Origin of the sequence: Kribbella sp. CA-253562 (genome assembly GCF_050942265.1) — a bacterium.
In the GTDB taxonomy this organism is placed as follows: Bacteria; Actinomycetota; Actinomycetes; order Propionibacteriales; family Kribbellaceae; genus Kribbella.
In genome coordinates this window covers 718,292-743,542 of record NZ_CP192049.1, presented here as the reverse complement: position 1 = coordinate 743,542, position 25,251 = coordinate 718,292, and the positions used below count along the sequence as shown (strand labels likewise).

Genomic DNA, 25,251 nt, shown 5'->3' with positions numbered 1-25,251 from the left:
TGTCTATCACGCTTACCCTGAGGCAATCGATCGATTCAACCGAACAGAAGGGACCCCGGCATGCGCCGCCCACGCACGCTCGTCCGTCTCAGTCTTTCGCTAGCCCTTCTCGCCGGTCTGACCGGCCTGTCCGGTGCCGCCGCCGCGGAGGTGCCCGCGCCGCCGGAGACCGGCGCCGCCAAGAGCGACAACATCACCCACCTGGCCAGCGTGCCGATGACCGGTCCGCTGGCCGGTGGGGTGAACACCGACATCGCGTTCGCCGGCCGGCGCGCGTACGTCGGCAACTACTCCGGCTTCGCGATCTACGACATCGCGAACCCCGCCGCACCCCAGCTGATCAGCCAGGTCTCGTGCCCCGGCAGCCAGAACGACATCAGCGTGTACGACGGTCTGCTGTTCCTCAGCACCGACTCGTCGCGCAACAACAGCTCCTGCCAGAGCGTCGCGCAGTCGCCGACGCTCAAGGAGTCGTGGGAGGGGATCAAGATCTTCGACGTGAAGGATCCCCGCAACCCGCGCTACGTCGCCGCGGTGGAGACCCGTTGCGGCTCGCACACCCACACGCTGGTCCCCGACAAGTCCAGGCGCTCGGTCTACGTCTACAACTCGTCGTACTTCCCGAACGCGACGTACCCCGACTGCCAGCCGCCGAACGACCGGGTCGACATCGTCAAGGTGCCGCTGCGGCACCCCGAGCAGGCCGCCGTGGTCGCCTCGCCGGTGCTCTTCCCCGACGGCGGGTTCCCGGGCAGCGAGACCGGCTACGCGACCAGCGGCTGCCACGACATCACCGCGTTCCCGGCCAAGAACATCGCCGCCGCGGCCTGTATGGGTGACGGCCTGCTGCTCGACATCTCGCGACCGGAGCAGCCGAAGGTGCTCGACCGGGTCCAGGACGCGGAGAACTTCTCCTTCTGGCACGGCGCCACCTTCAACGGCGACGGCAGCAAGGTCGTGTTCATGGACGAGCTCGGCGGCGGTGGCGGCGCGGAGTGCAACCCCGAGGTCGGCCCGAACAAGGGTGCCACCGCGATCTTCGACGTCAAGCACCGCAAGCTGCAGTTCCGCAGCTACTACAAGATCGATCGGCACCAGGCCGAGAAGGAGAACTGCGTCTCGCACAACGGCTCGCTGATCCCGGTCAAGGGCCGCGACATCATGGTGCAGGCCTGGTACCAGGGCGGTTTCTCGGTCTGGGACTTCACCGATTCCGCGCACCCGAAGGAGATCGGGTACTTCGACCGCCCGCCGCGCGACCCGGCGTCGTTCGGCGGCTACTGGTCGGTCTACTACTACAACGGCGCGATCTACGGCACCGAGTCGGTGACCGCGTTCGACGTGTTCAAGATCAAGGACCGGCGCACGGACCCCGCCGAACGGGTCAAGTTGAAGGAGCTCAACGTCCAGACCCAGCCGGCGTTCCGGCGCTGACCGGGCACTGACCAGGGCTAAGCGCTTACATCACGCTCCGGGGTCACTGGCGGTACAGCCATTGTGACCCCGGAGCAATCCGGCATACGGTTACACCAGGGCTGTCACCCACCACGCCAGGACCGACCGGCGTTTCGCGGGGCTGCCCGGGGGAGAGACCGCCGTGAGCCAGGCAGATTCCGAGGACGGCGCCATGATCAGGACGACGTTCGACGCCGTCACCGAGGAGCTGCGACCCGGGGTCGTGCTGATCCGGCTGTCCGGCGAGATCGACATCGCCACCACCGACTTCGCGTCGGAGTCGATCCGGGCGGCGATCGCCCCACCGGCCCGCAGCGTGCTGATCGACGTCTCCGCGGTCACGTTCTGCAGCTCCGCCGGACTCGGCAACCTGGTCGAAGCCCGTCGGCTGGCGACGCAGCACGGCATCGAGCTGGCGCTGGTCGGGGTCGGCCGGCCGGTCGACCGGCCGCTGACGATCACCGGTCTGGGCCAGGAGTTCCGGATCTTCGCCTCCGTCGAGGACGCCGAGCGCCAGGTCGGCGACGACTCTCGCTGACAGCCCGTAAAGCAAGCACTTTCGCGGCCGCCGACGCCGTTTGTCCACCCCGGCCAGGGGTACTTCGACGTATGCAGAATCACACGATCGTCACCGGTGGAGCAGGTTTCCTCGGCAGTCATCTGTGCGAACGGCTGCTGCAGTCCGGGCACAAGGTGACCTGCCTGGACAACTTCCTCACCGGCAAGCCGGACAACGTCGGCCATCTGCTCGAGCATCCCGATTTCACCCTCACCCGCTGCGATCTGACCGAGTTCGTGCACGTGCCCGGGCCGGTCGATCTGGTGCTGCACTTCGCGAGCCCGGCCTCGCCGATCGATTATCTGCGGCTGCCGATCCAAACCCTGAAGGTCGGCGCGATCGGCACCTGGCACGCGCTGGGCCTGGCCAAGGAGAAGGGCGCCCGGTTCCTGCTCGCCAGCACCTCGGAGGTGTACGGCGACCCGCAAGTGCACCCGCAGCCGGAGGACTACTGGGGCCACGTGAACCCGATCGGCCCGCGCGGCGTGTACGACGAGTCCAAGCGGTACGCCGAGGCGCTCACCACGGCGTACCGGGAAGCCGAGGGCGTCGACACCGCGATCGTGCGGATCTTCAACACCTACGGCCCGCGGATGCGCCCGAACGACGGCCGCGCGATCCCCACCTTCATCCGCCAGGCGCTCGCCGGCGAACCGCTGACGGTGGCCGGCGACGGCAGCCAGACGCGGTCGGTGTGCCACGTCGACGACACCGTCGAGGGCATCCTGCGGCTGGCCTTCGGCAGCCACGCGGGCCCGGTGAACATCGGCAACCCGGACGAACGGTCGGTGCTGCGGATCGCCCAGGACGTGATCGCCGCGACCGGTTCGCAGTCGACGATCGAGTTCGTGGACCGGCCGGTCGACGACCCCGGCGTACGGCGCCCGGACACCACGCTGGCCGAGGAAGTGCTCAGCTGGAAGCCGGCGGTCGACTGGCGAGACGGACTGCGCAGCACGGTCGACTGGTTCCGCGAGCAGGAGCTCAGCCCGGCGCAGTGACCGCGGCCAGGACGTCGTCGACGCTGATCCTCAGCAACGCTTCGTCGGGCTGGTCCGCGTGCGGATCGCCCGGTTCGGTGCCGCGGTAGAGCACGGTGTGCAGCTCGCGATCGATCGCAGGTCCCCACCACCGCGGCGGGGTGGGCCCGAACAGCGTGACGGACCGAGTGCCCACGGCTGTGGCCAGATGGGCGACTCCGGTGTCACCGCTGATCAGCAGCGCCGCTCCTGCCACCACTCGTGCCAGTTCGTCCAGGTCGTAGCGTCCGCTCGCGTCCTCGCATCCCGTGGGCTTGCTGATCAGGCCACACAGCTCACGCTCGTGCGGTCCACCCGTCAGCATCACCCGGCGGCCTGCACGCTGGAGCTGGGAAACGACCGCGACCCAGCGCTCCGGCGGCCACTGCCGCGCCGTACTGGCTGCGCCGGGGTGGACGAGCACGACATCCGTGGAGACGGACGGGATGTCCAGCCGCAGGTCTTCGGGCGAGCAGTCGCCACCCGCGTCCCGAACCAGCCGGCACCACCGGTCGACCTCGTGCTCGTCACCGCGCCACACCGTCGTACTGCGGTAACCCGCTTCCGGGCAGTCGAGCGCGATCAGTTCGTCCGGTCCGCCGTCGAGCAGCAGCCGGTGACTCTGCGGCCCGCGCCCGTGCAGGTTGACGGCGAGGTGCGGTCCGAGAGCCGAGCCCGGCGGTGGTCCCGCCAGTCCGGGCGTCGGGACCACCTCGTCGACCACACCGAGCCGACGAAGCCAGCTCGCCACCGGCTCGGTGCCCGCCAGGACGAGGGGGTGCTCGGGATAACGGCGCTTCAGCCCCCGCAACGCCGGTACGCCGGTCAGCGCGTCGCCGAGCCCGAGCGCCCGCAGTACGAGGATCGTCACGGCCAGGACGGCTCCGTCGACGGGGTCACCACGAGCTCGCGGATCTCGACGCCCGGCGGCTGCGACAGCGCGTACGCGACGGTTTCGGCCACCGCGTCCGGATCGTTCAGTACGGCGTCCGGCCCGGGCTTGTACTGGTCGGGACGCCCGTCGAAGAACGCGGTCTGCATCCCACCCGGCACCAGCATGGTGACCCCGACCCGGCCGGCGGTCTCCACCGCCAGCGCCCTGGTGAAGCCGACCACCCCGAACTTCGACGCGCAGTACGCCGTGGCGTCGCTGAGCGCGCGCAACCCGAGCGTGGACGCGACGGTCACGATCCGGCCGCGGCTGCGTTCCAGCCGGGGGACCGCGGCCCGGGCGATCGCCGCCGTACCGATCAGGTTCACGTTGATCACGCGGACCCAGTCGTCCAGCGAGACGTCGGTGATCAGCCCGCAGGCGTCGGTTCCGGCCGCGGTGACCACCCCGGTCAGCGGGCCGATCTGGTCTTCGGCGGCGGCCAGCGCCGGTTCGGCGGCCGCCGGATCGGACAGGTCGACCTCGACCCACGGTCCGTCCTCGGCCGGCTTCTGGCGGTCCAGCACGACGGCCGTTCCGCCACGCTTCTGGACGGCGCGAACCACGGCGGCCCCTAGGCCGCTGGCGCCTCCGGTCACCGCCACGCGGGACAGAGCGGAAGGGATCGGCTCGGTCATCACACAGTCCTCTCGTCGATCGGTGCGGTGCGGTTCAGGATGGACGTGGTGGACCGGCCCGCCAGGTAGGGCACCAGCACCACCCGGCCACCCCACTCGCTGACCACAGGTGTCTCGGGCAACATCTCGGCGGTGTAGTCACCGCCCTTGGTCCAGATGTCCGGGCGGAGCTCGTCCAGCAGCCGGCACGGGTCGTCGTCGTCGAAGACCGCGACCGCGTCCACACAGCGCAGGGAGCGCAGGACCTGGAGACGATCGGCCAGCGAGTTGACCGGCCGGTCCGGGCCCTTGAGGCGACGGATGCTGTCGTCGGAGTTGACCAGCACGATCAGCGCGTCGCCCAGCCGGCGAGCGGCTTCCAGGCTGGCGATGTGGCCGGCGTGCAGGACGTCGAAGCAGCCTCCGGTCGCCACCACCTTGCCGCCACCGGCATGAACCCGCCGGATCACCGCCGCGGCGTCGTCCTGCTCGGTGGTCCAGGGAATGCGCAGGCCGGTGTCGGCCGGTCCGGACACACCTCCGGCGACCAGCCACGCGGCGGTGTCGGAGACAGCCCGTTCGACCGCGTCCCGGGCGGTCGCGCCCGAGCCCAGGGCCGCTGCCACCGTGCCGGCGAACCGGTCGCCCGCACCGCAGGCGTCGCCGCGGTGGTCGAACGGCGTCGGTGTGAAGGTGGCGGGCGCACCACCGGCCGCTGTGAACACCCCGTTGCCGCCGTCGGTCACCGCGACCGCCCAGGCCTGCCACTGGTCGCGCAACCGCACCACCAGCTGGTCCGGTTCGCCCGCGGTGTCGCAGAAGTGCTGAGCCTCCGAGCGGTTCGGTGTCGCCAGCGTGACGCCAGGCACGGGCTGAGCACCGCGCGGGTGCGGATCCCAGACGACAGCCCGCTGTGACGCCCAGCGCCGCAGTACGCCGTACACCTCCGGGTGCGCCACCACACCACCGCCGTAGTCGGACACCAGGACGGCATCGGCCTCCTCCAGCGCTTCCTCGAGCGCCTGCACGTCGCAGGGGCCCTGGATCGCCGGTTCCTCCTTCGACGGTTCCACGTCGAGGCGCAGCAACGACTGCCCGGCACTGCGGACCCGGGTCTTGCAGCGCGTGCCCGACGCGTTCAGGATCGCGGTCACCGGCACCCGCTCGGTCAGCAGCGCCGACAAACGCTTGGCCGGCTCGTCGTCGGCCAGCGCGGTGAGCAGGCGGACCTCGATCCCTTCCCGCGCGAGCAGACTGGCGGCCAGACCGGCGCCACCGGCTCGTTCGTTCACCGCTCCGATCTCGACCACCGGCACCGGAGCGTCCGGGCAGACGCGGTCCACCTGGCCGTCGATGTCGCGGTCCAGCAGGACGTCGCCGATCACCACTACGCGAATGCTCACACCGTCACCTCCTCGTTCGTCTCCCGTACGGCGCGCGACAGGTGCCGCTCGACGATCGCGCACAACGCGTGCACCGCCACGAGGTGGATCTCCTGAACCGCCGTCGGTGCCTCGGTGTCGATCGTCAGCGCCTCGTCGGCCATGTCGGCCAACGGGTTCGGGCCTGGACCGGTCATCGCCCAGACCAGCAGCCCGCCGGCGTGGGCCCGTTCGGCCGCGGCCAGCAGGTTCGTACTGCGACCGCTGGTGGACAGCAGCATCAGGACGTCACCGGGCCGGCCGTGCGCCTGCACCTGGCGAGCGAACACCTCGTCACCACCGAAGTCGTTGCCGATCGCCGTGGTGCTGGACGTTTCGGCGTGCAGCGCCAGCGCCGAGAGTGGAATCCGGTCCGTCTCGAACCGGCCGACCAGCTCGGCGGTCAGGTGCTGCGCCTCCGCCGCACTGCCTCCGTTGCCTGCAGCAAGCAATCTGCCACCGCCTGCGAGCACCGGCGCCAGCTGCCGGCCCCAGCCTTCGATCAGCGTGTTGTGCCGTTCCAGACTGGCCAGGCCGCTCCGCAGGTCGTCGAGGTGCCCGGACAGCGTTCCGAACCTGGCCATCAGCGCCTCCTCGCCGTGGCGACCGAAGCGGTCAGTCGCTCGTAGACCCGCTCGGTGTCCTCGGCGACCTTGGCCCAGGTGTAGCGCTCGGCCACCCGGTCGGCTCCTGCCTTGCCCAGTTCGGCTCGGCGCTGGGGATCGGCCAGCAGTTCGGCCAGCACGGCCGCGAGCCTGGCGGGGTCACGCGGCGGTACGTGGATGCCGGTGACACCGTCGACGATCGTGTCGAGCAGTCCACCGACCGCCGATCCGACAACCGGCCGGGCGCAGGCCATCGCTTCCAGCGGCACGATGCCGAACGGCTCGTACCACGGTGTGCAGGCGACGACGTCCGCCGAACGCAGCAACTGCGGTACCACGTCGCGGGGGACCGCGCCGATCAGCCGTACGCGATCGGCTACACCGTGGCGTTCGGCCTCGGCGCGCAACCGGCGTACTTCGGGGTCCTGGTCGAAGGCTGCTCCGGCGGGACCGCCGGCGACAACCAGCTCCGCATCGGGAAGGCTCGCCAGCGCGGCGATCACGGTGTCGACGCCTTTGCGTTCGACCAGGCGGCTGAGCGACAGGATGCGTCCGCCCTGGCCCTGCCACCAGTCGTCCGGCGTACTGATCTGTGGGGGTTGTTCCGCAAAGAGGGCGGGGTCGACGCCGCACGGAACGACATGCATGTTCTGCGCCGGCGCTCCGAGGGCGAGCAGTTCCCGCACCTCGTCGGTCGCCGTGGCGATGACCGCGTCGGCTGTCCGGGCCAGCCCGGCCTCGAGGTCCAATCGCTCGGCCGGACTCGTGTCCTGGGCTCCCTGGTGGCGCCGCTTGACCACCCCGAGCGCGTGGAAGGTCTGCGCGAACGGCACCGGCACGGTACGCCGTACGCGGTCGCAGGCCACGCCGGACATCCAGAAGTGCGCGTGCACGAGATCAGGGGGCGTGACGGCCCATCGCTCCGCCATCCAGTCGCCGAACGCCGCCATGTACGGCAGCAGCTCGTCCTTCGGGATCTGCCGCGGTGGACCGGCCGGGACGTGAATCACCTCGACGCCGTCGCCGAGCGGGACCCGCTCGGGCAACTCCGGGTCGTCCCGCCGGGTGTAGACCTCGACCGAGTGGCCTCGCTGGGCCAGCGCCGACGCCAGCGCCGCGACGTGGACGTTCTGGCCACCCGCGTCGGCCGTGCCCAGGCCGGTCGCCAGCACGGCCAGCGGGCTGGCGTGCTCGGACACCATCGCGATTCTCATCGAGCTACCTCCTTCAGCAGTCGTTCCCAGTCGTCCAGGAACCTGTCGAGGCCGAACCGCTCCAGCGCGTGCGCCCGGGCGCGCAACCCGATCTCCCGCGCCACGTCGGGATCGGCCAGCCACCTGAGCGCCGTCGAGCCGAGCAGTTCCACGTCGGAGCTGACCAGTCCCGCGTCGGCGGGGACCGACTCGGGCGCGGCGGTCGCGGCCAGCACGAGGACCGGCAGGCCGAGCGTCATCGCCTCGATCAGGGACAGGCCGAGGCTGGTCCAGCGATAGGGGTGCAGGTAGGCGAAGTGCTGCGCCATCCGGTCGTGCAACTGGTCCTGGGACAGGTCGTCGACCCCGGCCAGGCCACAGCGGATCTTGGCCGTCAGCTCGTCGGTCTTCATCCCGTACACGCTCACCGGAACCTGCTCGGCGATCCGCGCGACCAGGTCGGTGCCGGCGACCCGCCAGCGGCGTACGGGTTCGTTGACCGAGACGACCAGCGAGTCCAGATCGCCGGTGTAGCGGTAGCCGTAGTCCGGTACGCCGTGCTCGACCACCGTCGCCGGTGCGACGCCGTTGTCCCACATGGTCCGGTTGAACTCGGTGACGTGGACCACCGGGATGTCACTGCGCTTGCTGAGCGGGTGGATCCAGTCGTTCACGTCGCCGCGCGGGGTGTTGTGCTCGACGTAGACCGCCGGCACTCCGTGCTCGCCGACGGACCGGCCGGACCAACGCTCGAACAGGTCGGCCTCGTGCGGCCGCTGCAGCAGGACGACGTCGACGTCGGTGGTCCGCACATCTTCAGGCGTCACCTCCCGCACCGAGTCCGGCCAGTGGTAGGTCTGCGCGCGGCCCCGGCCGTCCGGACCCCGGTCCGGCAGCACCGGGACGTAGTACTCGTGCGGTCCCTGGACGAACGACGTCATCCAGGCCGCATGCACGTGCCAGGCCAGGATTCTCATCCGGCCACCTCCTCGATCAGCTTGCGAACGGCGACCACGACCTCGTCGGCCGAGATCCCGTCCAGGCAGGGATGTCCCGGCACCGGACAGGTCCGGGCGCGGGTCGCCTCGCACGGCGCCTGCTGGTCGCCGAGCAGTACGGTGGGCACTCCCCAAGGCGCCCAGGACTCGGCCGGGACCACCGGCGCGAACAGCGACACCACCGGCGTACCGACGGCGGCGGCGAGATGGGCCGGACCGGTGTTGCCGACCACCACGCAGGACGCCGCCTTCAGCAGCGCGGCGAGCTCCCGGTAGCCGGTGCGGCCGCCGAGGTCGATGCCGCCGCCGGCCGCGACCGCCGCGGTCAGCTGCCGCTCCGACGGCGACCCGGTCACCACAACTTGGTGGCCGTCGGCAACCAATGCCTCGACCATCGCGCGCGCCGTCGCGACGCCCGGCGCGCGAGCCGGCACCGACGCACCGGGATGAACCACGACGAAAGGTGCTTCAGGCAACTGCACCGGCGGCAGTGTGTCCCGGACCGCCAGCCGGCCGTCGTCACCGTCCGGCAGTTCGTAGCCCGCGGCCCGGACCAGGGACAGGGCGCGCTCGACCTCATGGCCTGGTTCCGGGTGGTGCCGCAGGTCCAGCAGCGAACCCGGGTAGTCGACGCTCGACGCCCCGATCCACTTGAGCCCGGCCATTCGCAGCAACAGCGCCATCGGCAACGGACTCTGGTGGAACGACGTGAGAATGAGTCCTCGATGCACCCGCGCCAGGCGCAACGCGTCGACCAGCGTGCCCACGCTGACCGGATCGACGGCCGGCGGATCGAAACCCGTCCACGGACACGGCCAGACGAAAACGTCGTGCACGCCGGGCAGCAGCCGCGCCGCCTGCTCGCCGGACGGAGACACCAGCAGCACCACCCGATCCGTGGCCGCCACGGCGCGGATCGCCGGCCCGGCGAGCAGGACGTCGCCGTCGTTGTCCATCCGGCTGATCAGGACGGTCCTCATCGGCACTGCTCCAGGACCAGATCCACCGCCGTACCGAGATCGGGAGCGACAACGGCGGCCTGCTCGACTTCCTCCGGCCGGGTCTTGCCGTTCGGCACCAATACCGACCGTGCGCCCGCGGCCCGCGCGGCAGCGACGTCCGAGCCGATGTCCCCGACTACCACCACCTGCTCAGGCCGTACGCCGAGCCGCTCCGCGGCCGAGATCACCAAGCCCGCGGCGGGTTTGCGGCAAGTGCAGCCATCGGCTTCGACGTGCGGGCACAGCTGCCAGGTGTCGAACGGCCCGAGCAGCTCGTCCACCCGCTGGTTCACCGCGGCGGCGTCGTCGGCACTGATCAGCCCGCGCCCGATGCCCGATTGGTTCGTCACCACACCGAGGCGCAGACCCGCCGCACGCAGCCGGGAGACCGCTTCCTCCGCCCCGTCCACCGGCACGACCTTGGCCGGATCGCCGTTGTACGGCACGTCGTGCACCAGCGTGCCGTCCCGGTCGAACAGCACCGCACGCACCGGACCGGGCCACGCCGTACTGCCGCGGTGACGCCACCATCCGCGCGTCCGGTGCCAGACGGCCATGAACGGCAGGACGGCCGAGGTGGCGGTCATCCGCTGCACCTCGTCCTTGGTCCGCGGACCCGGGGCGATCCGGCGCCAGGCGAAGTCGGCAGTCAGGGCCAGCCAGCCCGCCAGACCCGCGGCCGCAGCACGGCGCCGGCCGAGCAGCGTGCCGGCGACTGCCAACCCCGCGGTAGAGACCGTTGCCAGGTGCCACTTGAACCGGCCGGGCGGGCACTCGGCCAGTTCCCGCCAGTGCTTGCCGTAGATCGCGCGCAGCAGAGCGTCGTCCGCGTTGCCCCGCTGGACTCGCACGCTGACCCAGAAGTTCTCCTGCCGGACCGGGTGGTTCACGAACCGCTCCCCGACCACCAATCGCCCGCCGGTACGCCGTACTCGCAGGGCGAGCTCGGCGTCCTCGCGGTAGGCCCGCGGGAATCGCTCGTCGAAGCCGCCGACCTGTTCCAGCACCGACCGCCGGTAGGCCATGTCGGCCGTGGCCCACTTGGCCCCTTCCAGCCCCGCCGTACTGCGCTCCCAATCGGTCGGCCGCCGGCCGGACGCCCGCGGTACGACGATGCGTCCCTGCACTGCGGCGACGCGATCAGGTTGCCGAAGGTCCTCGAGTAACAGGTCCGACCATCCGTCCGGCAGCCTGACATCGTCGTCCAGGAAGGCGATCCACTCGGTCGAGGCCGCGCGCCAGCCGGTGTTCCTGGCCGCCGCCGGTCCGCGCCCACCGCCCGGCAGCACGACCACGTCGAGCCCGGTCGCGGTGAGGTCGAGCGGCGGCTGCGCAGCGGACCGGTCGTCCACCACGTACACCGCTTCGGGCCGGTTCGGTTGCCGAGCCAGATCGGACAGCAGATCGGTGAGGCAGGGGCGCCCGACGGTGGGTACGACGACCGACCACCGAGTCACCGGAAGGCCCCGGCTCGCCGGACCACGTGCGGACCGAGCACCAGCATGTCGACCGGCGCGGCACCGAACAGCTCCAGCGCGTCGTGCGGACTGTCCACCATCGGCCGTCCGGCGATGTTCAAACTGGTGTTGACCAGAACGGGCAGACCGGTGCGCTGCTCGAACTCCGCCAGCAGCGCGGCCACCAGCGGCTCGTCGGTCCGGTCGACGGTCTGGATCCGGGCCGTGCCGTCGACGTGCACGACCGCGGGAATCCGCTCCTGCCAGGCCGGGACGACGTCGTGCACGAACAGCATGTACGGGCTCGGCAGCGGCCCGACGAAGATGTCGGTGGCGCGTTCGGCCAGCACCAGCGGCGCGACCGGGCGGAACTGCTCGCGGCCCTTGATGTCGTTGAGCCGCTCGAGGTTCTCCTTGCGTCCCGGGTGAGCCAGCAGCGAGCGGTGTCCGAGAGCCCGCGGTCCGTACTCGGCCCGGCCCTGGAACCACGCGATGATCTGGTCCTCCGCCAGCGCCTGCGCCACCACCGCGGCCAAGTCGCGCGGGGTCTCGAACGGCAGCGCCGCCTGCCGCAGCCGCGCGGCCAGCTCCTCGTCGGTGAACCCGCGGCCCAGCGCGGACGTGGGCATCGGCTCCGGGCGTCCCTGCTCCGCGCTGAGCTGCAGGGCGGCGCCGAGCGACGTACCGGCGTCGCCCGCGGCGGGTTGCACCCACACGTGCTCGTAGGGACCGCTGCGCGCCAGGACGGAGTTCGCGACGCAGTTGAGGGCCGTGCCACCGGCCATGGTCAGCGCCTTGGCACCGGTCTGCTCGTGCAGCCAGCGCGCCAGGTCCAGCAGCACTTCTTCGAGCCTGCGCTGCACGCTGCAGGCCAGGTCGGCGTGCGCGTCGATCAGGTCCTCCCCCGGAGCGACCTTCGGTGCGTACGCCGCCCAGTCGATCTTCTCGGTCACGAAACCGCCGCCGTCGGTGGCGCGGACGAGTTCCCGGAAGTCCGCGAGATGGCGCGGCTTGCCATAGGAGGCGAGCGCCATCACCTTGTACTCGTCGCTGGACCGCAGGAACCCCAGATGCTCGGTCAGGTCCTCGTACAGCAGCCCGAGCGAGTGCGGCAGGTCCTGCGCCGCCAGGATCTCCAGCTTCGGGCCGTCGTACCGGCCGGCCAGGTGGGACGCGCGTTCACCCCGCCCGTCGAGCACCAGACAAGCACTCTCCCGGTACGGCGCCGCGAGGCCGGCCGACGCCGCGTGCGCGACGTGGTGCGGCACGAAGCGCACTTTGTCCGGGTCGAACCCCGGCAGCGCGGCGGCGAGGAACCGCGGAGCCCGCCGCGCGTAGTCGGTCCGGACGGCGTCACCGGGATCCGTGACCCCGAGTCCTTCCAGGTCGACGCACAGCGAGGGATCGAACGAGTAGCCGACCGCGTCGATGTCCTCCGGTCTCAGCCCGGCTTCGTCCAGGCACCAGCGGATCGCCTGCTCCGGCAGCTCCCAGGCCGACCAGGGCACCGGCCGTTTCCCGTGCTTGCGCCGGCTGAACCGTTCCTCCTCCGCCGCCGCGACGATCCGGCCGTCGACGACGAGCGCCGCGGACGGATCGTGGAAGATCGCGTTGACGCCGAGAATCCGCATCGGTTCACCTCCAGGACAGGCGTTGTGACCGCACGGCAGTACCCCACGCGGGACGTCATACACCCGCAGTAGCGCTTCTTTCGGAAGTGACACGGCGGAGCGCTACTCCTCGAAGCGCTTCCCGCCGATCCGACCGGCATGTGGAATCGTTTTCATATGAACTTGCCAAGTCCCCCCAAGCGTTGCTTACGCTGCTACATGTGATCACCCCCAGCCGCACCGTCGGCCCGAACGTGTTGGCTGTCGACGACACGTGTGTCGTCTACCTGCACGTCGATCCGGTCCGGCGGACCGCCGTGGCCGTGGACGCGGGTTCCGGCCGCTGGCTGGACCACCTCGACGAGTACGGCGTGGACGTGGTGACCGACGTGATCGTCACCCATCACCACCGCGACCAGGTCGAGGGCCTGCCGCGGCTGGCCGCGGCCGGCGCCCGGATCTGGGTCCCGGAGAACGAGGCGAGCCTGGTCGACGACGTCGACCGCAACTGGCAGCGCCGCCCGGTGGCGAACAACTACGACCTGCGCCTCGACCGCTTCTCGCTGCTGGAGTCCGTCCCGGTCACCGGAGTGATGAAGGACTACAGCACCACCCGGATCGGCCACCTCGACGTCACGACCGTGCCCACGCCCGGCCATACCCCCGGCAGCGTCAGCTACCTGATCGGCGGTCAGGCTTTCGTCGGCGACCTGGTGCACAGCCCCGGCAAGGTTTGGTCCGCGGCCGCCCTGCAGTGGTCGTACGTCGGCCTCGAGGGCGCGGCGCTCACCATGGCGTCGCTGACCCAACTGCTCGACCACCAACCCACCGTGCTGCTGCCCAGCCACGGCGAGCCGATGTCCGACCCGGCCGCCGCCGTCGAGCAGACCTGCCGCACGCTGGCCGACCTGTACCACGTCCGGATGGGCTTCGGCACCGACATCCTGAACAAGCTGGACAAACCGTTCGTGCAGCTCAGCCCGCACCTGCTGATGAACCGGACCAGCGAGTCCCGCTGCTACGTCCTGCTCAGCGACGCCGGTACGGCGCTGATGATCGACTTCGGCTACGACCTCACCACCGGCATCCCGCAGGGGGGCGAGCGGTTCACCGTCCGGCCGTGGCTGCCCAGCCTGCGCGCCCTGCGCAGGGACTACGGCATCGACCGGATCGAGGTTGCCGTCCCCACGCACTACCACGACGACCACGTCGCCGGTTTCAACCTGCTGCGCGAGGTCCACGGCACGGAGGTGTGGGCCTCCAGCCCGGTCGCCGACGTGCTCGAGAACCCGTCGAAGTACGACCTGCCGTGTCTATGGTACGAGCCGATCCACTGCGAGCGGCACGTCCCGGACGGCACCAGCGTGCGCTGGCGGGAGTACGAGCTCGAGATGCACGCGCTGCCCGGACACACGCTCTACGCGTCGGCGATCGGCGTCACCGTGGACGGCCGGCGCGTCCTGGCCACCGGTGACCAGCAGACCGGGACCTGGGTTCCTGGCGCGCTGCCGGAGATCCCGAACTTCCAGTACGCGAACCTGTTCCGGCCCGACGACTTCGCCGCTTCGGCCGCGCTCTACCAGCGGTTGCAGCCGGAGCTGATGATCACCGGGCACTGGGAGCCGCGGCTGGTCGAGCAGGACTACCTGGACGAGCTGACGAAGGTGGGAGCCGAGGTCGCTCGGGTCCACCGGGCGCTGCTCCAGCCCGACGATCCGGTCTTCGGCGGGGGCACCCGCATCACGCCGTACCGGATCGAAGCGGTGCACGGAGTGCCGTTCGAGGTGTCCGTGGAAACGGCAGACTCCGTCCGGTTGGTGGTACCCCCCGACTGGCGCTGCAAACAGGTCGACGACCGGACGTTCCTGGTCGTGCCCCACGTGCGGCAACCGGTCCGCCGGGCCCGGATCGCCGCCGCTGTCACCCGCGACGGCCGCTACCTCGGTCAGCTGGCCGAGGCGCTGGTCGACGTCCGCCTGCCTGAGGAGAGTTCGTGAGAATTGGCGACTACGTGGTCGAGGTCAACACCACCAAGGCGTACGCCGCGGTGCACGGGACCGACGGCCGCCCCTGGTTCGCGTTGCGGTTGCACGCGTCGCTCGACACCGTCGGCGGCCTCGACGAGAGCTACGGCCAGATCGTGGTCGAGGAGGCCCGGCACCCCGGCGAGCTGGTCCTGACCTCCACCAGCCGCAGCACGGTGTGGGACAGCCGGATCACCACCGTCCGCTTCCTGCCGGACCGGATCGAGTCCTCCACCACCGTCACCGGCAGCGGCCGCATCACCGACATGCACCTGCTGGGCGGACGCCGTACGCCGCGAGGCTTCCTGCCCAGCGGGTCGCACCTCGTCCAGGCCTACTCGCCGAACCCGGACCACCCGACCCGCGTGCTGCGCGACGCGCTGGAGCCGGCCACGATCGGGCCGTGCGGCGAGGGCAGCGAGCCGGGCATCGAACGCTGGTTGTTCTCCCCCGCGCCCTGGTGCTTCGCGGTGACGCCCGACGAGTCACAGTGGTTCGGACTGAGCCTGGTCGCACCGATCGACGAGCAGACCTTCACCAACTACAACTACGCCCCGGTCACCGGCGGGTTCTCGCTCAGGCTGGACTACGAGGGCCAGACCACCGTCGACGGCTCCTTCCGTACGCCGCTGCTGGTGGTGCACCTCGGCGGCAAGGATCCGGAGGACGTGCTCGTCCGGCACCGGACGCTGCTCGACGAGTACGGCGTCGTACCGCGGCGCACTGCGCAGAAGCAGGACTGGTGGCAGGGAACCATTTTCTGCGGGTGGGGCGCTCAGTGCGCGATCTCGGCCCGCACCGGCGAGGCGCCACAGCCACTGGCCACGCAGGTCAACTACGACCGGTTCCTGAACAGGCTGGCCCGGCAGGGCATCGTGCCGCAGACCGTGGTGGTGGACGACAAGTGGCAGGAGGCGTACGCGACCTGCCGGCCCGACCCGGCGAAGTGGACCGACCTGCGCGGCTGGATCGCCGAGCGGCACGAGGCTGGTCAGCGCGTTCTGCTGTGGTGGAAGGCGTGGGACGAGGAAGGCGCGCCCGCTGACGCGTGCATCCTCGACGCGGACGGCAACCCGGTCGGCCTCGATCCCGAGTCGCCGGCCTGCCGTGCGCTGATCGCGGACGCCGTCGAGTACATGCTGTCGGCCGACGGCCTGGACGCGGACGGCTTCAAGATCGACTTCACCGCGCGCACGCCGTCCGGATCGTCGCTGAAGCACAGCGGGTCGCGCTGGGGCAACGCCCTGCTGCACGAACAACTGCGGCTGGTGTACGACACGGCCAAGCGGGTCAAGCCCGAGGCACTGGTCGTCACCCACACGCCGAACCCGGCGTTCATCGACGTCACCGACATGATCCGGCTGAACGACGTCCTGCGGGCCGCGGACACCGCCGAGCCGGGCTACGTGGCCCGCCACATGACGTACCGGGCCGGTGTGGTGCGCGCGACCTGTCCCGAACTGGGCATCGACACCGACGGCTGGATGATGCCGAGCCACGCCGAGTGGCGCGAGTACCTGAAGATCCAGCACGGCCTGGGCGTCCCGGCGCTGTACTACGTGGACGGCACCGACACCGACCGGCACGACTTCGGTCCGGAGGACTTCGCCGCCATCGCCGACAGCTGGCGCAGCTTCGGCGCGGCCGCCCAGGAGGTGGTGGCCGAGGACAGCCTCTAGACTGCCGCCCATGAACCGGCGGGGGCAGCAGGCAGGCAGTCCACGTCCAGGGGCAGCGGTCAAACGGCCGACCGTCCAGGACGTCGCCCGTGAGGCCGGGGTTTCGCCGTCAACGGTTTCCCGCGCACTGCACACCCGTGGTTACGCATCTCCGGAAGTGCGGGACCGGGTCCGGGCCGCCGCCGACAAGATCGGCTACGTGCTGGACCACAACGCGCGCAACCTGCGCAGCCGCACGTCCACGTCGATCGGCGTCCTGATCTCCGACCTGCGCAACCCCTTCTACGCCGACCTCGCGGCTGGCATCGAGGAGGAGCTGCGGGCGGCGGAGTACCAGATGGTGCTGGTCAACGACAACGGCGATCCCGAAGAGGAGATGCGGGCCGCCGAGACGCTGCTGGCGATGCGGGTGCCGGGTGTGATCGTCACCCCGGTGACGGCCGCCTGCCCGCGGATCCTGCAGGACAACGGCGTGCACGTGGTGTGCGCGGACCGCGAGCTGGGCCGGTCCGGCAGCGACGTGGTGCTGAGCGACAACAAGGCCGGCGCGCGCGAGCTGACCGAGCACCTGATCGGGCTGGGGCACACCCGGATCGGGCTGCTGATCGACGAGACCAAGTGGTCCACCGGCGCGGGCCGGCTGGCCGGCTTCCGGGCCGCGCACGCCGATCACGGGCTCGAGGTGGACGAGAACCTGATCGCCTTCACCAGCTTCGACGCCGACGCGGCCCAGCAGACCACGCGCCGGCTGCTGAACGAGCAGCACGTCACCGCGATCATCTCGGCGAACAACGTGCTGGCGCAGGGCGCGCTGGCCGAGATCAAGGAACGGCGGCTCAAGGTCCCCCGCCAGCTCAGCCTCGCGGCGTACGACGACGTGCCGTGGATGTCGCTGGTCCAGCCGGCGCTGACCACCGTCGACCAGCACACGGTCGACCTGGGCCGGGCCGGCGCCCGCCTGCTGCTGTCCCGCATCCGCGGCGAGCTGCCCGCCCGCCGCCGCATCGTCCGGGTCGCTCCCCGGATGATCGTCCGCGGCTCCACCGGCCCCGCGCCCACCACCTGATCTCCCCGGGCGCCCGCCCTCACGCGCACCCCGCTTCGGCGCCTCCTCACCCCGTGTACACCGGTTTGCCGGCGGGTACCGGATGAATCGTTATCCACGCCCCGAGCCCTGATGCATTGACGTCGACTCGTCGTTGCACATACGGTTCCTGGCATCGAATGTGGCATCGATGCCACATTCACCAGGTGTTGATCCCCTGTTGAGGTAAGGAGCACGCAATGAAGCATCTCCGCCTGCCCGTGGTGCTGGCAGCGAGCGCGCTGGTACTGACGTCCTGCGCCGGCGTCGGCGGCCAGGAGGACGAGGGTGGCGGCGGGGAGAGCTCCGCCGGCTCCACCCCCTCCGGCACCCTGAACGTGATGGGTTTCAGCGGCGAGGACGAGGTGGCCCAGTCGCGGATCGCCGCGTTCAAGGCCGCCTACCCCGGCGTCACGGTGAAGAACAACAAGGGCGACTTCGACGCCCAGCAGTTCCTCACCGCGGTCTCCAGCGGCAACGCGCCGGACGCGGTCTACATGGCCCGCAACCTGATCGGCACCTACGCCGCCAAGGGCGCGATCCAGCCGCTGGACGACTGCATCAAGAACAACGAGATCGACACCGGCCAGTACCGCGAGGCCGCGATGAACGAGGTCAAGCTCAAGGACAAGACCTACGGCATCCCGGAGTTCTACACGGTCACCGCGAACCTGATCAACGCCAAGGCGCTGAAGTCGGCCGGCGTGCAGGTCTCCGACATCCAGACCGCCGACTGGGACAAGCTCGAGCAGACCGCGAAGAAGCTCTACAAGGCCAAGAACGGCCGCCCGGCCCGGATCGGCTACGACCCGCGGATGCCGGACTTCTTCCCGCTCTGGGCGATGAACAACGGCGCCGAGCTGGTCAAGCCCGGCGGCGAGCCGAACCTGAACGACCCGAAGGCGGTCGAGGCGCTCACCTTCGCGATCAAGCTGGTCCAGGACCAGGGCGGCTGGTCGAACTTCAAGACCTTCCGCGACACCTTCGACATCTTCGGCGAGCGGAACCAGTTCACCCAGGACCAGCTCGGCGTGATGCCGATCGAGAACTGGTACGTCAACGTGCTGCGCGACTCGCGCAAGAACGGCCTCGAACTGGCCTCCACGCCGTTCACCGACCGGCAGGGCCAGCAGATCAGCACCCTCGGCGGCAGCGCCTGGGTGGTACCCAAGGGCGCGAAGAACTTCGACGCCGCCTGCAAGTGGGCCAAGACGATGACCTCGGTGGAGACCTGGCACAAGGCGGCCGAGGCGCGGATGCAGACCGTGGCCAAGGACAAGAGCTTCTTCACCGGCCTGTTCACCGGCAACAAGGTGGCCGACGAGGAGATCAAGGCCAAGTACCTCAAGCCGACCGGTGACGCCGGCTTCGACCAGGCGATCGAGAACTACTACTCCGCGCTCGACAAGGCCAAGTCGCTGAACCCGTCGGCGGCCGGCGCCGAGATCGAGGCGGCCTGGAAGAACGCGGTCGGCAAGGCCCTGGGCGGTACGGCGACTCCGCAGGCGGCCCTGGACCAGGCACAGACCGAGGCGAAGGCCGCCTTCGACAAGGCGAGCCAGGGCTGACCTCGTGACGGCAACCGTGGAGCAGGTCGCGACGGACGGGCAGGCCGAGCCCGTCCGCCGTGGCCGCCGTCCGCAGCGCAGTCCGCTGGCCCGGCAGGAGGACCGGGCCGGCTGGATGTTCGTGTTGCCCTGGGTGATCGGCTTCCTGGTCTTCACCGCCGGCCCGATGATCGCCAGCCTGGTGCTGTCGTTCACCGACTACCAGATGATCCAGGCCCCGCGGTCGGTCGGCCTGGACAACTACCGCGAGCTGTTCAACGACCCGCGGGTGCTGAAGTCGCTGAGCAACACCTTCGTGTACGCCGCGATGTTCGTTCCGCTGGGCACGATCTTCGCGCTGGTGCTGGCGATGATGCTGATGCGCGTCGGCAAGGCCGGCGGCTTCTTCCGGACCGCCTTCTACCTGCCGGAGATGACCCCCGCGGTCGCCGCCGGCGCGATGTTCCTGCTGCTGCTCAACGGGCAGCAGGGCCTGGTGAACAAGGTGCTCGGCTGGGTCGGCATCAACGGGCCGAACTGGACCACCGATCCGAACTGGCTGAAACCGTCACTGGCGATGGTCAGCCTGTGGACGCTCGGCGGCACGGTGGTGATCTACCTGGCCGCGCTGAACGGCGTACCCAAGCAGCTGTACGAGGCGGCCGATCTCGACGGCGCCGGGCCGCTGACGAAGTTCTTCCGGATCACCGTGCCGATGATCTCGGGCGCGTTGTTCTTCACCGTGATCACCAACACGATCGCGGCGATGCAGATGTTCGACCAGGCCTACACGATGTTCTACGGCCCGCAGCAGAAGGCCTCGGCGTCGGAGGAGTCGCTGGTCTACATGGTCTACCTGTTCCAGAACGCCTTCCAGTTCTTCAAGATGGGCTTCGCCTCGGCGATGGCCTGGCTGTTGTTCGTGATCATCCTGCTGATCACCTTCCTGCAGTTCCGGATCGGCAACCGCTACGTCTACTACCACGGGGAGCGCTGATGGCCACCACCACTGCCGCGTCCCCGGGCGCTCCGTCGCGGTTCAACCTCCGCCGGCTGCCGTTCCTGATCTTCCTCACCGCGGCGACGTTCGCGTTCGTGTATCCGCTGGTCTGGCTGGTCAGCGCGTCGCTGAAGCCCCGGTCGCAGGTGTTCGACAACGAGCTGATCCCGCGGGTCTTCCAGCCCGAGAACTACTCCCGGGTCTTCGACACGGCGCCGGTGATGCGCTGGCTGATCAACTCGCTGACGGTCGGCTTCATGGCCGCGGCGGCGGTCACGCTGTCCAGCGCGCTGGTCGCGTTCGGCTTCGCGTACTTCCGGTTCCGCGGCCGCAACCTGCTGTTCGGCGTGCTGCTGTCGACGATGATGCTGCCGGGCGCGGTGACGATGATCCCGGTGTACCTGATCTGGAACCGGCTCGGCATGATCGACACCCAGATCCCGCTGTGGGCGCAGAACCTGTTCGGCTCGGCGTTCTACGTGTTCCTGCTGCGGCAGTTCTTCCTCGGCATTCCGCGCGAGCTGTTCGAGGCGGCCCGGGTGGACGGCTGCGGCTACTTCAGCATGTTCCGCCGGATCGCGTTCCCGCTGTGCAAGCCGGCGCTGGTGATCGTGTTCGTCTTCGAGTTCAAGGCCAGCTGGTCGGACCTGATGAAACCGCTGATCTACCTGCAGACGCCGGACTACTTCACGATGCCGCGCGGGCTGAAGTCGATCATCGACGCGTTCGCGCTGTCCGGCCACTACGAGTGGGAGATCGCGATCGCGGCGAGCGTGATCGCGGTGGTTCCGATGATCGTGCTGTTCGCCTTCGGCCAGCGCTACATTCTCGACGGCGTGGCGACCACCGCGCAGAAGGGCTGATCCGACCGTCATGCCTGAGCCAACCGTGCTCGCCCTGGACGTGGGCGGGACCAAGCTCGCCACCGGCGTGGTCGGTGCCGACGGCACCGTGCTGTCGTTTCGCACCGTCGAGACCGCGGTGCACGAGGGTCCGGACGCGGTCGTCGGCCGGTTGCTCGACCTGGCCGAGAAGACACTGGCCGAGGCCGGACACCCGGAAGTGGTTGCCGTCGGCATCGGTTGTGGCGGGCCGTTGGACCCGGACACCGGCGTGATCCTCGGCCCGCCCGGCCTGCCCGGCTGGGACGAGGTACCGCTGGCCCGGATGGTGACCGAGCGGCTCGGCCTTCCGGCGTACGTGGAGAACGACGCGACGGCCGCCGCGCTCGCCGAGCACCGGTGGGGCGGCTGGGGCGTCGACAGCCTGGTGTACTTGACGATCTCGACCGGTTTCGGTGGTGGGGTGGTCATCGACGGCGAGCTGTTCCGCGGCGCCGCGGGCCAGGGCGGCGAGCTCGGCCACGTGGTGGTCGACTGGCAGGGCCGCGAGTGTGGTTGCGGCGCCCGGGGCTGCGCCGAGGCCTACGTCTCCGGTACGTCGATCGCACGCCGGGCGACCGAGGCCGTCGAGCTCCAGCAACGGGACATCTCAGCACCCGGCGTCGAGCCCCGGACTCCGGCCCCATCCGGCCCCGAGTCCTCCTTGGCCGGGCTGCCGGTGATCACCGCCCGGGACGTGGCCGAGCAGGCGCGGCTCGGTGACGACCTGGCTCGCGCGGTGTGGGACGAGACGACGGCGATGCTCGGGCGGATGGTCGCGGTGATCATCAACGTCTGCGAGCCCGCGCTGGTCGTGCTCGGCGGCGGCGTGACCCGGGCAGGTGCGTTCCTGCTGGATCCGGTCCGCGAGGGCGCGCTCCGGCAGGCGATGCCGCCGGCCGCGGCTGCTTGCGACGTCGTACTGAGTCATCACGGCGACCGGGCCGGGGTCCTCGGCGCGGCCGCCATCGCGTTGCACCGACTGGACGAGACAGGCCGGGAGGCCCCGTGACCGAGCTGCAGGTGGAACGCCTGCTCGACACCCAACTGGACCGGCACGCGGAGGTGACTGCGGCCATGCGTGCGCAGCTCCCGCAGGTGCAAGCGGTCGCCGACGAGCTCATTCGGCGACTCGCGGCCGGTGGCGTGCTGTACACGTACGGTAACGGCGGTTCGGCGGCCGATGCCCAGCACCTCGTCGGTGAGCTGATCGGCCGGTACCTGCGCGAGCGGCGGCCGCTCCCGGCGGTGGCGCTGGTCGGTGACGCGGCCGTGGTGAGCTGCATCGCCAACGACTACTCCTACGACGACGTCTTCGCCCGGCAGGTCCAGGCGCTGGCGCGGCCGCAGGACATGGTGGTGGGTTTCAGCACCTCGGGCACTTCACCTACCGTGGTGAAGGGCCTTGCCGCGGCCCGGGCGAACGGCGCCTGTTCGGTCGCCTTCACCTCCACCCGCGGCGGGGACCTCGCCGCGGCGGCCGACCTGGCCGTGGTCGTCCCGGCCGAGGAGACGGCCAGGATCCAGGAGATGCACCTGCTCGCTCTGCACCTGATCAGCGAGCTGGTCGACCGCTGGGCCGCCGGTACCGAGCCGGCGTCCTGAGCTTCCCCTCGCACGACAGATCCGACGTACGCACATCTTCAGGCCCGGCCCAGCAGCGTGACCGGAGCCCCAACCGTGGAGTGTCCATGACCCGTGGCCCCCTGCACATGATCGGCAACGCCCACATCGACGCGGTGTGGCTCTGGCAGTGGCAGGAGGGGTACCAAGAGGTCCGCGCGACCTTCCGCTCCGCCCTGGACCGGATGGACGAGTACCCCGACTACGTCTTCACCGCCGACTCGGTCGCCTACTTCAGCTGGATCGCCGAGCACGACCCCGGCCTGTTCGACCGGATCCGCAAGCGGGTCGCCGAGGGCCGGTTCGAGATCGTCGGCGGCTGGTGGGTCGAGCCGGACTGCAACCTGCCCGGCGGGGAGGCCTTCGTCCGGCACGCGCTGTACTCGCAGCGCTGGCTGGCCGAGCACCTCGGCGTGATCGCCACCGTCGGCTGCAACGTCGACCCGTTCGGCCACAACGCGACGCTGCCGCAGCTGCTGAGCAAGGCGCGGCTCGACTCCTACGCCTTCCTCCGGCCGCAGTCGCACGAGCGGGAGCTGCCGGGGCAGAAGTTCTGGTGGGAGTCGATGGACGGCTCGCGCGTGCTGGCCTACCGGATCCCGCACGAGTACTGCTCGCCCGGCGGCGAGATCTCCGGCCACGTGACCAAGGCGCTGCAGCAGCTCCCGGTCACCACCGAGCCGCTGATGGTGTTCTACGGTGTCGGCAACCACGGCGGCGGACCGACGATCGAGAACATCGAGTCGATCAAGCAGCTCGCTCAGCGCGACCTGTTCCCGACCATGTTCCCGTCCACGATGCGGCGGTTCTTCGACGAGGCCCGCGGCTTCGACGACATTCCGGTGCACAGCACCGAGCTGCAGCCGCACGCGATCGGCTGCTACGCCGCCCACTCCGAGGTCAAGCGGCAGAACCGGCTGGCCGAGCAGCTGCTGCTGGCCGCCGAGAAGTGGGCCACGGTCGCCGGCGTGCTCAGCGGTACGCCGGACGCCACTGCCGAGCTCGGGCACGCCTGGAAGCAGGTGCTGTTCAACCAGTTCCACGACATCGCGGCCGGGACGGCGATCGAGCCCGCCTACGACGACGCGCGCGACCAGCTCGGCGAGGCCAAGTCGATCGCGGCCCGGCTTGCGAACCGGTCGATCCAGTCGATCGCCCGGCAGATCGACGTACCGGCCGAGGCGAAGATGGTCCCGGTGGCGGTGTTCAACCCGCACCCGTGGCCGGTGACCGCGACCGTCGAGCTCGAGCTCGGGTACCCGGCGCCGTTGCGGGGCGCGATCGCGGTGACCGAGGGCCTGGCGGGCCGGTCGCTGGAGATGCAGGAGATCCGGTCGGCCGCGACCGCGAACGGCCGTCGCCGGGTCGCGTTCGTCGCGGAGCTGCCGGCCCTGGGCTACCAGCTCTACACGTTGCGGCCGGGCGAGTCGGCGTACCACCTGGGAACGCCGTCGCGGGACGACCTGGTGCTGGACAACGGCATCGTGCGGGTCGAGGTGGACCCGAAGACCGGCTGGCTGAAGTCGCTGGCGACCGCCGACGGCCCGAACCTGGTGCCGGCCAAGAAGAAGCAGGTCGCGCACGCCCAGGTGATCGACGACGACACCGACACCTGGAGCCACGGTGTGCGCTCGCTGTGGAAGGCGTCCGGCGCGTTCGAGGTGACCCGGATCCGGCGCCTCGCGGACGGACCGGTCCGGCAGATCGTCCGCGTCGAGTCGGCGTACGAGCGCTCGACGCTGGTCGAGGAGTACGTGCTGGACGCCGGCGCCGAGTCCGTCGAGGTGCGGGTCACGATCGACTGGCGCGAGCAGCTGAAGACGCTCAAGCTGTGCTTCCCGTTCGCGCTCGACGACGCCGAGGCGACGCACGAGATCCCGTACGGGCACCTGGTCCGCGAGCAGAACCGCGAGGAGGTGCCGTCGCACGCCTGGGTCGATCTGTCCGGGCCTGGCGGGGGCGTCGCGTTGCTGAACGACGGCAAGTACTCGTTCGCCGTGGACGGCTCGGTCGACGGCCGGCCGGTGCTGGCGATGACCTGTGTGCGCTCGCCTGTCTACGCGTGGCACGACCCGCGGCAGCTCGATGACGACGGGGTGTACGAGTACCTCGACCAGGGGATCCAGAAGTTCCGGTACCGGCTGCAGCCGCACGCGGGTGACTGGCGGACCGCTGGTGTCGTGCGTCAGGCAGCGCTGCTGAACCAGCCGGTCACGCCGCTGATCGAGTGCTTCCACCGCGGGCCGTTGCCCGAGCAGCAGTCGTTCGCCTCCGTCGAGGGGCCGGACGCCGACCAGGTCGTGCTGAGCGTGCTCAAGAAGGACGAGGACGACAACGGCGCGGTCGTGGTCCGGGGCTACGAGACCAGCGGGCGGGAGGCTTCGGTGACGATCGCGCTGCCGTTCCTGGGCCGGAGCGTCGAGACGGTCTTCCGCCCTGGTGAGGTGAAGACCCTCGTGCTCGGCGCCGCCGAGGACGCCCCGGCGGTCGAGGTCGACCTGCTCGAGTGGGACCCGAACAAGCCGCCGCCCGGTGTGATCCGCTGAG

At 70.3% G+C, this 25,251-nt stretch carries 21 protein-coding genes; 12 read left to right on the top strand and 9 right to left on the bottom strand.

From position 1 onward, the window contains the following. The first annotated feature begins 60 nt into the window (after positions 1–60). From ACQPXM_RS03595 to ACQPXM_RS03585, 3 genes are all read left to right on the top strand, one after another. On the top strand, positions 61–1,434 hold the full coding sequence (locus ACQPXM_RS03595; RefSeq protein ID WP_432944695.1) for an LVIVD repeat-containing protein: 1,374 nt from the start codon (positions 61–63) through the stop codon (positions 1,432–1,434). A gap of 193 nt (positions 1,435–1,627) precedes the next feature. Then, entirely contained in the window at positions 1,628–1,993 is a 366-nt protein-coding gene (locus ACQPXM_RS03590) for an STAS domain-containing protein (RefSeq protein WP_432944693.1), read from the top strand. Between the two features lie 71 nt (positions 1,994–2,064). Further along, positions 2,065–3,015 (top strand): UDP-glucuronic acid decarboxylase family protein, encoded by a 951-nt coding sequence (locus ACQPXM_RS03585; protein ID WP_432944691.1) that lies wholly within the window; start codon positions 2,065–2,067, stop codon positions 3,013–3,015. Here ACQPXM_RS03585 and ACQPXM_RS03580 read toward each other — a convergent pair. From ACQPXM_RS03580 to ACQPXM_RS03540, 9 genes are read right to left on the bottom strand one after another with little or no spacing between them, the layout of a single operon-like run. Further along, positions 2,999–3,904: a glycosyltransferase family 9 protein gene (locus ACQPXM_RS03580; RefSeq protein ID WP_432944689.1), complete on the bottom strand. Its 906-nt coding sequence runs from the start codon at positions 3,902–3,904 to the stop codon at positions 2,999–3,001. The two genes, ACQPXM_RS03585 and ACQPXM_RS03580, sit on opposite strands and share 17 nt — an antisense overlap. Beyond that, the gene (locus tag ACQPXM_RS03575; protein WP_432944687.1) at positions 3,901–4,602 is read right to left on the bottom strand and encodes an SDR family oxidoreductase; all 702 of its coding nucleotides are present in this window, start codon (positions 4,600–4,602) and stop codon (positions 3,901–3,903) included. Before ACQPXM_RS03575 ends, ACQPXM_RS03580 begins: the two co-directional genes overlap by 4 nt. Beyond that, on the bottom strand, positions 4,602–5,984 hold the full coding sequence (gene rfaE2, locus ACQPXM_RS03570; RefSeq protein WP_432944685.1) for a D-glycero-beta-D-manno-heptose 1-phosphate adenylyltransferase: 1,383 nt from the start codon (positions 5,982–5,984) through the stop codon (positions 4,602–4,604). The genes ACQPXM_RS03575 and rfaE2 overlap by 1 nt, the downstream gene beginning before the upstream one ends. Next, a complete protein-coding gene (locus ACQPXM_RS03565) occupies positions 5,981–6,586 on the bottom strand; it encodes a D-sedoheptulose-7-phosphate isomerase (RefSeq protein ID WP_432944683.1) in 606 nt (201 codons plus the stop codon). The genes rfaE2 and ACQPXM_RS03565 overlap by 4 nt, the downstream gene beginning before the upstream one ends. Then, entirely contained in the window at positions 6,586–7,821 is a 1,236-nt protein-coding gene (locus tag ACQPXM_RS03560) for a glycosyltransferase (protein WP_432944681.1), read from the bottom strand. Before ACQPXM_RS03560 ends, ACQPXM_RS03565 begins: the two co-directional genes overlap by 1 nt. After that, a complete protein-coding gene (locus tag ACQPXM_RS03555) occupies positions 7,818–8,777 on the bottom strand; it encodes a glycosyltransferase (protein ID WP_432944679.1) in 960 nt (319 codons plus the stop codon). Before ACQPXM_RS03555 ends, ACQPXM_RS03560 begins: the two co-directional genes overlap by 4 nt. Next, the gene (locus ACQPXM_RS03550) at positions 8,774–9,778 is read right to left on the bottom strand and encodes a glycosyltransferase family 9 protein (protein ID WP_432944677.1); all 1,005 of its coding nucleotides are present in this window, start codon (positions 9,776–9,778) and stop codon (positions 8,774–8,776) included. The genes ACQPXM_RS03555 and ACQPXM_RS03550 overlap by 4 nt, the downstream gene beginning before the upstream one ends. After that, complete coding sequence (locus tag ACQPXM_RS03545; RefSeq protein ID WP_432944675.1) at positions 9,775–11,256, bottom strand: HAD-IIIA family hydrolase; 1,482 nt, start codon at positions 11,254–11,256, stop codon at positions 9,775–9,777. Before ACQPXM_RS03545 ends, ACQPXM_RS03550 begins: the two co-directional genes overlap by 4 nt. Beyond that, positions 11,253–12,887, bottom strand: a complete 1,635-nt coding sequence (locus ACQPXM_RS03540; protein WP_432944673.1) for a carbamoyltransferase family protein — start codon at positions 12,885–12,887, stop codon at positions 11,253–11,255. The genes ACQPXM_RS03545 and ACQPXM_RS03540 overlap by 4 nt, the downstream gene beginning before the upstream one ends. Positions 12,888–13,087: 200 nt before the next feature. On the opposite strand from ACQPXM_RS03540, the gene ACQPXM_RS03535 reads away from it, so the two are divergent. The 9 genes from ACQPXM_RS03535 to ACQPXM_RS03495 all read left to right on the top strand — a co-directional run bounded on the left by ACQPXM_RS03535 (position 13,088) and on the right by ACQPXM_RS03495 (position 25,250). Continuing rightward, positions 13,088–14,863: an MBL fold metallo-hydrolase gene (locus ACQPXM_RS03535; protein WP_432944671.1), complete on the top strand. Its 1,776-nt coding sequence runs from the start codon at positions 13,088–13,090 to the stop codon at positions 14,861–14,863. Continuing rightward, positions 14,860–16,569, top strand: coding sequence for a hypothetical protein (locus ACQPXM_RS03530; RefSeq protein ID WP_432944669.1), 1,710 nt, complete (start codon positions 14,860–14,862; stop codon positions 16,567–16,569). The genes ACQPXM_RS03535 and ACQPXM_RS03530 overlap by 4 nt, the downstream gene beginning before the upstream one ends. A 10-nt stretch (positions 16,570–16,579) precedes the next feature. Then, positions 16,580–17,635, top strand: coding sequence for a LacI family DNA-binding transcriptional regulator (locus tag ACQPXM_RS03525; RefSeq protein WP_432944667.1), 1,056 nt, complete (start codon positions 16,580–16,582; stop codon positions 17,633–17,635). A 218-nt stretch (positions 17,636–17,853) separates the two neighbouring features. Then, complete coding sequence (locus tag ACQPXM_RS03520) at positions 17,854–19,221, top strand: hypothetical protein (RefSeq protein ID WP_432944665.1); 1,368 nt, start codon at positions 17,854–17,856, stop codon at positions 19,219–19,221. Positions 19,222–19,225: 4 nt separating this feature from the next. After that, positions 19,226–20,197: a carbohydrate ABC transporter permease gene (locus tag ACQPXM_RS03515; RefSeq protein ID WP_432944663.1), complete on the top strand. Its 972-nt coding sequence runs from the start codon at positions 19,226–19,228 to the stop codon at positions 20,195–20,197. Beyond that, positions 20,197–21,063: a carbohydrate ABC transporter permease gene (locus ACQPXM_RS03510; protein WP_432944661.1), complete on the top strand. Its 867-nt coding sequence runs from the start codon at positions 20,197–20,199 to the stop codon at positions 21,061–21,063. Before ACQPXM_RS03515 ends, ACQPXM_RS03510 begins: the two co-directional genes overlap by 1 nt. 10 nt (positions 21,064–21,073) lie before the next feature. Then, positions 21,074–22,093, top strand: a complete 1,020-nt coding sequence (locus tag ACQPXM_RS03505) for an ROK family protein (protein WP_432944659.1) — start codon at positions 21,074–21,076, stop codon at positions 22,091–22,093. Continuing rightward, the gene (locus ACQPXM_RS03500) at positions 22,090–22,686 is read left to right on the top strand and encodes a D-sedoheptulose-7-phosphate isomerase (protein ID WP_432944657.1); all 597 of its coding nucleotides are present in this window, start codon (positions 22,090–22,092) and stop codon (positions 22,684–22,686) included. The genes ACQPXM_RS03505 and ACQPXM_RS03500 overlap by 4 nt, the downstream gene beginning before the upstream one ends. An 86-nt stretch (positions 22,687–22,772) precedes the next feature. Then, positions 22,773–25,250, top strand: coding sequence for an alpha-mannosidase (locus ACQPXM_RS03495; protein WP_432944655.1), 2,478 nt, complete (start codon positions 22,773–22,775; stop codon positions 25,248–25,250). The last annotated feature ends 1 nt before the right edge of the window (position 25,251 follow it).